Annotated in this window: 9 protein-coding genes; 8 read left to right on the forward strand and 1 reads right to left on the reverse strand. The window is 43.2% G+C overall.

The window, feature by feature from the left end; genetic code table 11:
* The 6 genes from HMPREF0373_RS09015 to HMPREF0373_RS09040 all read left to right on the forward strand — a co-directional run.
* Positions 1-621: DUF6273 domain-containing protein (locus HMPREF0373_RS09015; RefSeq protein ID WP_021739378.1), on the forward strand; the 621-nt coding region annotated here is incomplete at its 5' end.
* A 51-nt stretch (positions 622-672) separates the two neighbouring features.
* Positions 673-2,886: an ABC transporter substrate-binding protein gene (locus HMPREF0373_RS09020; protein ID WP_021739379.1), complete on the forward strand. Its 2,214-nt coding sequence runs from the start codon at positions 673-675 to the stop codon at positions 2,884-2,886.
* Positions 2,887-2,890: 4 nt separating this feature from the next.
* Entirely contained in the window at positions 2,891-3,757 is an 867-nt protein-coding gene (locus tag HMPREF0373_RS09025; RefSeq protein WP_021739380.1) for a carbohydrate ABC transporter permease, read from the forward strand.
* Between the two features lie 14 nt (positions 3,758-3,771).
* Positions 3,772-4,632, forward strand: coding sequence for a carbohydrate ABC transporter permease (locus tag HMPREF0373_RS09030; RefSeq protein ID WP_021739381.1), 861 nt, complete (start codon positions 3,772-3,774; stop codon positions 4,630-4,632).
* Complete coding sequence (locus HMPREF0373_RS09035; RefSeq protein WP_021739382.1) at positions 4,629-5,993, forward strand: efflux RND transporter periplasmic adaptor subunit; 1,365 nt, start codon at positions 4,629-4,631, stop codon at positions 5,991-5,993. Before HMPREF0373_RS09030 ends, HMPREF0373_RS09035 begins: the two co-directional genes overlap by 4 nt.
* A gap of 60 nt (positions 5,994-6,053) precedes the next feature.
* Positions 6,054-7,202 carry an ABC transporter permease gene (locus tag HMPREF0373_RS09040; RefSeq protein WP_021739383.1) on the forward strand — a complete coding sequence of 383 codons (1,149 nt, stop codon included), beginning with the start codon at positions 6,054-6,056 and terminating at the stop codon, positions 7,200-7,202.
* 202 nt (positions 7,203-7,404) lie between these two features.
* Here HMPREF0373_RS09040 and HMPREF0373_RS09045 read toward each other — a convergent pair whose 3' ends face one another.
* Positions 7,405-7,617 carry a hypothetical protein gene (locus HMPREF0373_RS09045; protein WP_021739384.1) on the reverse strand — a complete coding sequence of 71 codons (213 nt, stop codon included), beginning with the start codon at positions 7,615-7,617 and terminating at the stop codon, positions 7,405-7,407.
* A 336-nt stretch (positions 7,618-7,953) separates the two neighbouring features.
* Between HMPREF0373_RS09045 and HMPREF0373_RS09050 the strand changes: the two genes are divergently transcribed.
* Both HMPREF0373_RS09050 and HMPREF0373_RS09055 read left to right on the forward strand, forming a co-directional pair.
* Positions 7,954-8,304: an Hpt domain-containing protein gene (locus HMPREF0373_RS09050; RefSeq protein WP_021739385.1), complete on the forward strand. Its 351-nt coding sequence runs from the start codon at positions 7,954-7,956 to the stop codon at positions 8,302-8,304.
* A 19-nt stretch (positions 8,305-8,323) separates the two neighbouring features.
* Positions 8,324-10,259: diguanylate cyclase domain-containing protein (locus HMPREF0373_RS09055; protein ID WP_242831200.1), on the forward strand; the 1,936-nt coding region annotated here is incomplete at its 3' end.

A 10,259-nucleotide genomic window follows, 5' to 3' on the forward strand; every position in this document is an offset into this window, starting at 1 on the left:
TGGCGTGTATTGGATAAAAAAGATGGAGAAATCTTATTACTCAGTGAATATGGACTGGATATATTGCCTTTTGATGATAGTGGAAGCGGCAGCATTATCTGGGAAAATTCATCGATTCGAAATTGGCTGAATAATGAATTTTATAACAGTACATTTTCGAAAGAAGAACAGGAAAATATTCTGGTATCCTCTTCGGAAGGATTTGACGAAAATAATGAATCAGTATCCTGGCAAAGTGAGAAACCTTACTGGCATCTGGAACGGAAGACAGAGGACAAAGTTTTTCTGCTGAGTTATACAGAAATGGTTGAGTATCTGATTATCAATTCTGGATTGGAATTTTATGATCATCAATATGCATATGATGAATTGGTGTGCTATCCGACGGAGTATGCGAAACAACAACTGTATCAGGTATTTGATATAGATACCTGTGGGTGGTGGCTGTGTAATCCGGAATATTCGGAATGCGTTGAAAATGATGATTTCAAGACTTACTCTGAAATGATTACTTCTTATGGTCAGCTTGATCTTGCAAAAATGGACAGCAGACAGAATGCGGTCCGACCGGCCATGTGGGTTACCTGGCAGAGTGATATGGAGACGGTAGAGGAAGATTGATATCCGGACAGCAAGGTAAGTATGCCGGCACATTGAATTGGGGGAACAAAGATGAAGAAGATATGGGGAATGACAGCAATACTTGGGATGACTGTATGTTTGCTTGCAGGATGTGGAAATGACAAAAAGGCTGCACAGGATGGAAGCACAAGCGCGGAAAATGAGACTGCGATGGAAAATGGTACCGGTTCGGGATCTGTCATCAGTATCGGGGATTCCTATTATTATGATCTGTTGTCGTCTGAAAACGGTGACATTTATGCACTGACAGATGGTGAGGCTGAGAACGGAGAAAAACCGGTATTTGTCTGGAAAAGTTCTGATCAGGGAGAAAACTGGGAGGATGAGATGCAGCTTCCCGATACCCTGCCGGAAGACAGCTATCTGATGGCCGGGACGTTACAGGAAAGCAAAGATGGTCTGGAAGCGTTTGTGATCGTATCAGATCCGGAAGACAGTGAATCCGATGCGGGTGGATGTCATCTGATGCGGGTCACGGAGAAGAAAAGTGAGGAACTGAACGCCGGAGATTTGTTTACAAAGATTGGTGGATATGCATGGAATATCAGTATGGTAAATGACCATGTTGTATCGGTTGCAGGTACAGAACAATGCGTGTTGTATGATACAGAGCAGCAGAAGCCTTTGAAAACGCTTTCTTATGATTATTGCTCTGCAGGCTTTTTCTCAGTGAAAGATCAGTTTGTTGTATATGGGAATGAGATTAAATATTGCCTGAACAAAGAGACATTAGAGGAACAGGAACCGGAAGCCGGGCTGAAGAAATTTGTAGAAGAGATGTGGGACGCAAATGATCGTGAAGTGTTTGCACCGATGAAAGCATTCGGTGACACGGTGATGTGTGTTACGACGAAAGCGATTTATGAATACAGGGATGGAAGAACCGTCAATGTATTGTCTGTTCCTGCTACGGTTCATGGACAGACCTGTTTCAATGGGATGTCCCCGGTATGTAAGGGAAAACAGAATACCTATTATCTGAGTACGCTTACTACCGGAGAGACTACTCTGTGGAGAATCGAGCCGGATCCGGAACAGAATACGGTTTCCTTTACGATTTACAGTCTTACCAAAAATACTGCGGTAACGCAGACTGCCATGCTGTATCAGCAGGAACATCCGGAACTGAAGGTGGAACTCCGGACCGGAATGGACGAGGAAGCGGCACTTACGAGGACGGATGCAATCAAACAGTTGAATACGGAATTGCTGAGCGGCAGTGGACCGGATCTGATTGTTATGGATGGCCTGTCTGTTGAAAAATATACGGATATGGGGCTCCTGCTTCCTGTGGATCTGAATATGTCGGAAGACGCGTATTTCACAAATATAGCAGAGACTTACAGAAAAGATGGGAAATTGTATGCAGTACCGACAGATTTTCTGCTTTATGCAGTGCAGGGAGCGATTGGTTCCTCTCCGGAAATCAGTTCTGCGTCTGATACCGGTCAGTGGATTCTGAAACATATAAATGAGGCCGGAATTTCCGGCTATCAGTATACCGCCGACTATCACGTTTTTTCACAGTACACGCAGTTTTTGTATGATATATATGCGGAAAATATGATTCATGATAAGACGGTGAATAAAAAAGCGTTGAAAGAATACATGGAGTTATGTGGAAAGCTGGCAGAAACGACCTCGGATAAAAACCTGCCGGAAGATGCTACCACAACCAGTATTCAGGCAGGTGAAGTGGAAATTCACTATAATGATTCCGTAAATGTATCCGCAGGACTGGTGGCAGGAGTGACGGATCTCGGTGCACTTACGACACAGCAACACAATGGAGAAGCGGATTATGCATTGTATCCGATGTATCAGCCCTGCAATATTCTGGCGGTGAATGCGAATACTGCAAAGGCAGATATGGTAGAGGATTTTATCCGGTTTTCTCTTGAAAATAAGGCCCAGAAGCTGAATATGAACTGGTACGAGCCGGTTACACTGGATACATTTCGCAGTGCAGTCCGGGGCGATGGCATGGATATGGATGAGGATGGTCTGATCTGCGAACTGTATATGGGAGACGATATGGACAGTTTTTATATTTATGCACCATCCGAGGAAGAGAATACATCACTGGAACAGCAGATCCGCCAGATGGATCATGTGTTTACGGATGATGTGATCCTGCGTGATATTGTGAGGGAAGCTCTGACTTCTTATCTGAATGGTTCGACAGGTCTGGATGATGCTGTATCTGCGGCAGCCAACCGGATTGATCTGTATCTTGGGGAATAAGAGGATGAATGATAAGAAGAGGAACGTCCGAAAGAATGGTTCCATGTACGCATATCTGTTTTTGCTGCCAAGTCTGACCGGTGTACTGGTGCTGTTTGTGATTCCTTATCTGGATGTGATCCGCAGATCGTTTCTGGATGGAACCGGGCAGAGATTTGTCGGGATGGACAATTATAAAACAGTTGTTGAAAATACATCTTTTCGGCTGGCAGCGGGAAATACGGTTCTGTTTCTGGCAGTCTGTGTCCCGCTGCTTCTGTTTCTGTCACTTTTGATTGCAATTTATCTGGGGAAGAATAAGGTGATTGGAAACTGGCTGAAAAGTGTGTTTCTCCTTCCGATGGCGATGCCGGTAGCTTCCATTGTACTGCTATGGAATGTGCTTTTTACCAGAAATGGTTTCCTGAGTGATTTTCTGGGGTTGTTTGGTGTGGCAGGACAGAACTGGCTGAATACAAGGTATTCTTTTGCTATTCTGGTATTCAGCTATATCTGGAAAAATCTTGGGTATGATATCGTTCTATGGCTGGCGGCACTTGCCACGATTCCCGCTGAGATTTATGAGGCTGCGAGAGTGGATGGAGCCGGTGAAGGACAGTGCTTTTTACATATTACAATACCGAATCTCTGGTCCTCGTTATTTTTGATTCTGACATTATCCCTGATCAATGGTTTTAAAGTATTCCGGGAGGCCTATCTGGTTGCCGGGGATTATCCGGAACAGCATATTTATCTGTTGCAGCATCTGTTTAATAACTGGTTCCGGGATCTGGCGGTCAATAAACTGGCAGCAGGTGCAGTGCTGATGGGACTCGTCCTGTTTGTGCTGATCATGGTATTTCAGAAGTTATTTGACAGGGAAGCGTCATAAGGAGCGGGAAAAGGATGAAAGTGTTTCGGATTGCAATACGGGTTTTTATATTTCTTCTGCTGTTTGTTTTTTCTTTTGCAGCAGTATATCCGTTGATTTTTCTGCTGGGCGGTTCGCTGAAGAGTACAGCGGAACTGGGAAATTCTCTGGCGGCACTCTGGTCCGCAGATGGAACGATTCAATGGACATGGCTGCCATTTGAGCCAACTTTACGGCATTACGTGGAACTGCTTTTGGATGAGCCGGGGTATTATGTCATGTTCTGGAATTCGGTGAAGATCGCAGGCGGGGTAATCGGAGGACAGCTTCTGCTCAGCCTTCCGGCAGCCTGGGGATTTGCACGCTGGCATTTTCCGGGGAAAAAGGTGCTGCTTTCGCTCTACATCGTGTTGATGCTTTTCCCGTTTCAGATTCTGATGCTGTCAGAATATCTGGTCTTAAACAGGATGGGGATGATCGATACCATGTGGGCACTGATTCTGCCGGGTGTCTGTTCTACGTTTCCTGTTTTCATCATGTATCGTTTTTTTTCAAAGCTATCAAAGGATGTGATCGAGGCAGCCAAGCTGGATGGAGCAAATGAATGGCAGATTTTCCGGCAGATCGGAATTCCACTGGGGATGCCCGGGATTATGTCGGTCGTTGTGCTTGATTTTCTGGAATACTGGAATCTGATCGAACAGCCTGCGGTATTTCTCAGAACGGAACGGTTAAAACCGTTGTCATTATATATCTCGACGATCACGAAGGAGAATGCAGGTGTTGCGTTTGTGGCAGCACTGGTTGCGCTGTTGCCACCGTTGCTTGTGTTCCTGTGTGGGCACAGATATCTGGAACAGGGAATTGCGGCAATGGGTGGTGGTAGTGAATCATGAGCGAAAGGACAGAAAAGATGAAACAAAAACAATGGGTACAGATTGCAGCTGTGTTTTTTGGACTGATGATCGTACTGACGATATGTTCCAGAGCAGCATCTTCGGCAGTTAAGGCGCGTGTAACTGTGACCAGAGCATCACGACAGAAAATCTCACATGAGATATCCTTAAACGGATCGGTTGAAGCGAAGAATTATATACTTCAATATGTAACATCAGGGCTGATGGTGACCGGTGTTCAGGTGTCTCCCGGACAGCAGGTAGAAGCCGGTGATGTGATCTTTACTGTTGATATGCAGAAGTTGCAGGAAAGCATAGCCTCCATTGAGACAGAACTGAATCGTGCAGATGAGAAAGAGCATTTATCGGTTTCCAGAGCGGAAGCGGCTTATCAGGATGTGAAGGCAAATGCAGAGGAAGAAAAAGCACTTGCATATCAGACTTACGAAAAGGCAGTTGTGGAATATCAGAATTACATCAATACACATAAAAAGACTGCCGGTGTCAGTGCAGAATCGACAGAAGAAAGGACAATGAACGAAAAAGCTGCTTCCGTTTATGATGAGACGGTTGCGAAAGAACTGGAAAACGCAGTGGAATCGGAAAAAAGCGCCTATGAGGCAGTTGTGAGGGAACAGGAGAAACAGATTAGTGCAGCCGCGGATGCAGTACAGCGGACGAAGGAGGATCTGAATCTGTCCCGGGATACGGACACGCTGGAGGAACAGTTAAAAAATCTGCGTGCCTGTGCGGAAAACGGTGGTGTATATCGGGCAGAATACACAGGTGTAGTTGGACAGCTGAATGTGACCGCAGGTACGGAGACTGTGGAAGGTATTGCGATCATGCTGGCTGATGCAGCGGAAACGGTGCGGTTTGTGGCAGAACTATCGGAGGAATATGTGGATGAGATTTCCGGAGATAGTGTAATTACGTTACATGGCAAGAATATGTCAGGGATACGGGAAAACTATGAACTTTCATCAGCAACGGTGTCTGAGAATGCCGGATCAGAGACAGATGCGTCTGGTGGCTTCCGGCTGACGGCAGATATTCCGGGAGATCTGTATCCGGTAGGAACGAAAGTAACCGTAACCGTAGATAACAGGTCCGATACCTTTGACTGTTGTCTGCCGCTGTCCAGTTTGCATCAGAAAGGCAGCAGCCAGTATTTTATCTATGTGATGGAAAAAGAGGATGCTGTGATGGGAACAGAGTTGACAGCAAAGGAAGTGCCGGTGACTGTCCTGGATATGAATGAACAGTATGTGGCGGTAGATGAGATGATTTCAGGAGACGTGATCGTATCGTCTGATAAGGATATTACAGACGGGAGCAGGGTCAGGTTGGAGGAAGAGTAAGCGTATGGGCAGCGGACAGCAGTACTGCGGTCCAGGACAGGACATTTGAACGGAGAAGCAATGAACAAGCGGTGGAATCATTTTGTTAAGGGCAGTGTATTGCAGAATACATGGAAAAAGAAAAAGGCGGCATCTGTACTTATGGTATTTCTGATTGCCTGTGGGTTCATATGTTATGCGGCTGGTGTGCAGCAGAAACAGGAACTTCTCATGTATCAGAGCCGGGTCACATTATTTCAGAGAGACCGGCAGTTTTATACCTATGAAGATGCAAAACAGATGCGGCAGCGAAATGAAGAAGCGGAAGAACCACTTTCTTATGCCATCTGGGGAACGGAAGGAATGCATGTGCTGGAAAATCCGGTTCTGAGGCGCAGCAGTATGGTGGAGATCTATGCTGTGGAAGGAAACAGCCAGTTATTATTTCCTTCGGCTGTGATGCTGAATCCTGCACTCACAGGTGGCTGCCTGCTGGGAGAAAAAGCGGCACAGGAATTGTTTGGTGTATCGGATGCGGCCGGTCTTACATTTACGATGGATGGACACAGTTATCAGGTGTTGGGCATGTTGGAGCAGAAGACGCAGGGAGCAGTGTTTCTTGCGGAAGATCTGCATACAACGAGGCTGGAACGGATGACAGTAGAGACATCAGATGATATGACATTGTCTGTACTGGAACAAATGGTGGAATGGAAAACAGGATTTGCAGGAACTGCATTTGATGTTCGCTTTATGAACAGTATAACCAGTCTGTTCAGTGTCATTTTCTGTATTTTGTTATGGATATGGCTGATCCGTCTGTTGTTGGGCGAATGGAAAGGCTATCGGGTGCAGTATACGGCACAGGCACAATATTATAAAGACGGATATCGGATTGCACCTGCTTATATAAAAGGAACAATCGTCAGAATCACCTGTATTACAAGTGGAGTTTTGCTGATGGTAATTTTCCTGCATTCTTACGTGAAGATACCGGAAGATATGATTCCTACAAAATGGTCCGATTTTGCATTTTGGAGCGGATGGTTTGCGGATAAGTCAGAGCGGATGTCTGACTGGATACGCTGTGTGAAGTATGCTCCGGAACTGCGATATTTGGAACAGACAGGAAAGATAATGGTGTATTTCCTTAGTGCTGGTTTATGCTATTTTGGGATACGTTTGTGTGTGTTTGTAATGAAACGAAATAATAAAAATAATGAGATTTAAATGGATTTTACTAAAATTTAGAAATTTATGCTTTGAGAAAGATGGTGTTGAAAATGAGCAAATCAGGGAAATCCGGTAGTTTGGAGGTGTAGAGAATATCAAAGAAGCTCTCTACCAAAAACAAAAATGTTAAGTAGAAAGAGCTTCTTTGATGAACGTATCGTATTGGAAGAAAGATATCATAATTGCTCATATGGGATGATTAGCAGAATCTATGACGTAAATTTCCATTTGCATGATCATATTCTGCCTGCATAGCTTTTCCGAAAAGTGTTTTCTGGTCTCTTCTCCAAACTTCTTTCAAATCATGCTGCTGAGCTGTTAATTTCAGTGTCAGGTTATTTGCGTTTAAAACCTGTCTTGTGCTCATTTTCTGTCCTCTGTTGTATAATCTTTTTAATAATGTCATTGTCATTGTTATGTCCTCCTTATATGATGAAAAAATTGAATTGTTCGTGTGTTCCTTTGTTGATCTTATTATATGATATATAATAAAAGAAGTAAAGCTACTGTATCTTAGTGATACGTTAAGTAAAACTTAATGATAGGAAATGCAGTATTATAAAAAACACTTGTTACATGGTACTTAATACTTGTGATAATGGCAACTATCTACTATAATATAAAGAAAATATGATGCCAGGGTCAAAAGCCTGAAACCACGATGTGCTTGCACAGGAGTGGTTTCAGGCTTTTGACCCATCCGTGTAATCATATATGAGGTTACATGAAGTTCAATTAGGAGGACAATATGGATATAAAAGAATGCTACCGGAAAATGGGAGGAGATTTTGACGATGTAATGCAGCGTCTGGGAAACGAAAGTTTTATCCGGCGCTTTGTAATTCGTTTTTTAGATGATCCCAGTTTTCAAATGATAAAAGATGGAATTGAAAAGAAGGATGCTGAACTGGCTTTTCGTGGGGCACATACATTAAAGGGGGTATGTTCAAATCTTGGATTTTCAAAACTGTGTGATCTAAGCTCACAGTTGACGGAGATTTTACGTGGAAGAGAATTGAAGGGCTATGAAGCTGTACTGGCGCAAGTCGAGAAGCAATACCAGATTACGGTAGAGGCAATCAGGGAATTAGGGCAATAACATGGATTCAGAGATAAAAATGACAATGGAACAGGCACGAAAGCAAATGGAAACTTTTCGTCAGTTGTTTCATGAAGTACGTTTATTAAATGCATCGGATTTGGGAGTAGAAACCGGAGACAGTGGAGAGCCGAACATATGGAAGACAAGCTGTGAATGCAGATCGTGCCTGGGACAAAAAAGCTTTGAAGAGGCGTGTATTGCGAGAAAAGTTCTGAAAGAAAAAGGGCAGAAGACAAAGTATGAAAATACGGGGACAGAACTGAATGAAATTATTGTGAAATATGTAGAAGTGGATGATGCTCCATATGTTATGGAATATGTCCGTCGTGTAGATACGGATGCAGTATTTGGGGAAGTAACGTCAGAAAGTGCAAAGACTAATATGACAGAGTTTTATAAGATGCTGTATACGGATGCGTTATCACAGGCATACAATCGCAGATATTTTGAGGACAGGATCCGTAAAAAAGTGGTGACTGCCGGTATCGCCATGATTGATCTGGATGATTTTAAGACGAGCAATGATACCTATGGACATGAAATCGGCGATATTTTACTGCGGGCCGTTGTAGCTACGATCCGAAGCGTTATCCGATCTTCTGATGTATTGATTCGCTATGGGGGTGATGAATTTTTTTTAGTTATTCCCAATATCTCTCAGGAAATGTTTGAACAGAAGCTAAATGAAATTCTTTATCATATTCGTATGATACAGATTCCGGAAAGTAAGAATCTGTATCTATCTGTCAGTATTGGTGCTGTAATGGCCAAAAATCAGGCTGTTGAAGAAGTGATGCCGAAAGCTGATAAGTTGATGTATGAAGCAAAAGAGACAAAAAATACAATTGTAACGGAGTGGGGACGTTCCGGAGACAAAGATGAAATGATACGGTATTCCGGAAGGCATTCACGTCAATGTATTCTGATTGTAGATGATTCTGAAATAAACAGGGCAATTTTGTATGAAATGCTTCATCAAGATTATGATATTCTGGAGGCAGAAAGCGGAGAACGGTGTATCCGGATGCTGGAGGAATGCGAAAGAGAGATATCTCTGCTTCTGTTGGACATTGTGATGCCCGGCATAAATGGTTTTGATGTGCTGGAGCAGATGAATCGAAAAAAATGGATCGAGTTTATTCCGGTTATTATGATATCAAGTGAGAATTCTGATTATTATATGCGAAAAGCATATAATATGGGTGTATGTGATTACATTAGCCGCCCATTTGATATCAAAGTTGTTCAGAGACGTGTGAATAATATCATAAAACTGTATGCAAAGCAGAGACGTTTGACGACAATTCTGACAGAACAGATAAAATCAAAAGAAGAAAGTCGAAAAATCATGGTGGCTATTTTAAGCCAGATTGTTGAATTTCGTAATGGTGAAAGCGGGTTACATGTTACCCGTGTAAATGCGTTGGTAAAAATGCTTCTGGAGCGTTTGCGTCAGGTGACGGATCAGTATAACATTTCCTGGGTGAAACAGGATCTGATCGTGATGGCTTCTTCGCTGCATGATATAGGGAAAATTGGTATTGATGATAAGATTTTAAATAAAAATGGAAAATTAACTAAAGAAGAGTTCGAGGTCATGAAAACACATACGTTGATTGGTGCATCTATTCTGGAAAATCTGGAAGAATATCAGAAAGAACCACTGGTTCAGACGGCTTATGAGATTTGCAGATGGCATCATGAACGATATGACGGAAACGGATATCCGGACGGTTTGAAAGGGGACGATATCCCTATTTCTGCACAGGTGGTTTCCCTTGCTGATGTATATGATGCATTGGTAAGCAAACGTGTATATAAGGAAAGTTATACACATGAGACAGCTATGCAGATGATCATGAATGGAGAATGTGGAGTATTTAATCCTGTCCTATTGCAGTGTCTGAAGGATATTGCTACGAATATTCCGGATGAAATTTATAGGGGGGGGG

The sequence above is a fragment of the Eubacterium ramulus ATCC 29099 genome, assembly GCF_000469345.1.
In the GTDB taxonomy this organism is placed as follows: domain Bacteria; phylum Bacillota; class Clostridia; order Lachnospirales; family Lachnospiraceae; genus Eubacterium_I; species Eubacterium_I ramulus.

Bases quoted from the DNA above. Each gene is read 5' to 3' on its own strand.
- HMPREF0373_RS09035 (WP_021739382.1), top strand. From the start codon at position 4,629: ATGAGCGAAAGGACAGAAAAGATGAAACAAAAACAATGGGTACAGATT.
- HMPREF0373_RS09045 (WP_021739384.1), bottom strand. From the start codon at position 7,617: ATGACAATGACATTATTAAAAAGATTATACAACAGAGGACAGAAAATG.
- HMPREF0373_RS09030 (WP_021739381.1), top strand. From the start codon at position 3,772: ATGAAAGTGTTTCGGATTGCAATACGGGTTTTTATATTTCTTCTGCTG.
- HMPREF0373_RS09050 (WP_021739385.1), top strand. From the start codon at position 7,954: ATGGATATAAAAGAATGCTACCGGAAAATGGGAGGAGATTTTGACGAT.
- HMPREF0373_RS09025 (WP_021739380.1), top strand. From the start codon at position 2,891: ATGAATGATAAGAAGAGGAACGTCCGAAAGAATGGTTCCATGTACGCA.
- HMPREF0373_RS09040 (WP_021739383.1), top strand. From the start codon at position 6,054: ATGAACAAGCGGTGGAATCATTTTGTTAAGGGCAGTGTATTGCAGAAT.
- HMPREF0373_RS09020 (WP_021739379.1), top strand. From the start codon at position 673: ATGAAGAAGATATGGGGAATGACAGCAATACTTGGGATGACTGTATGT.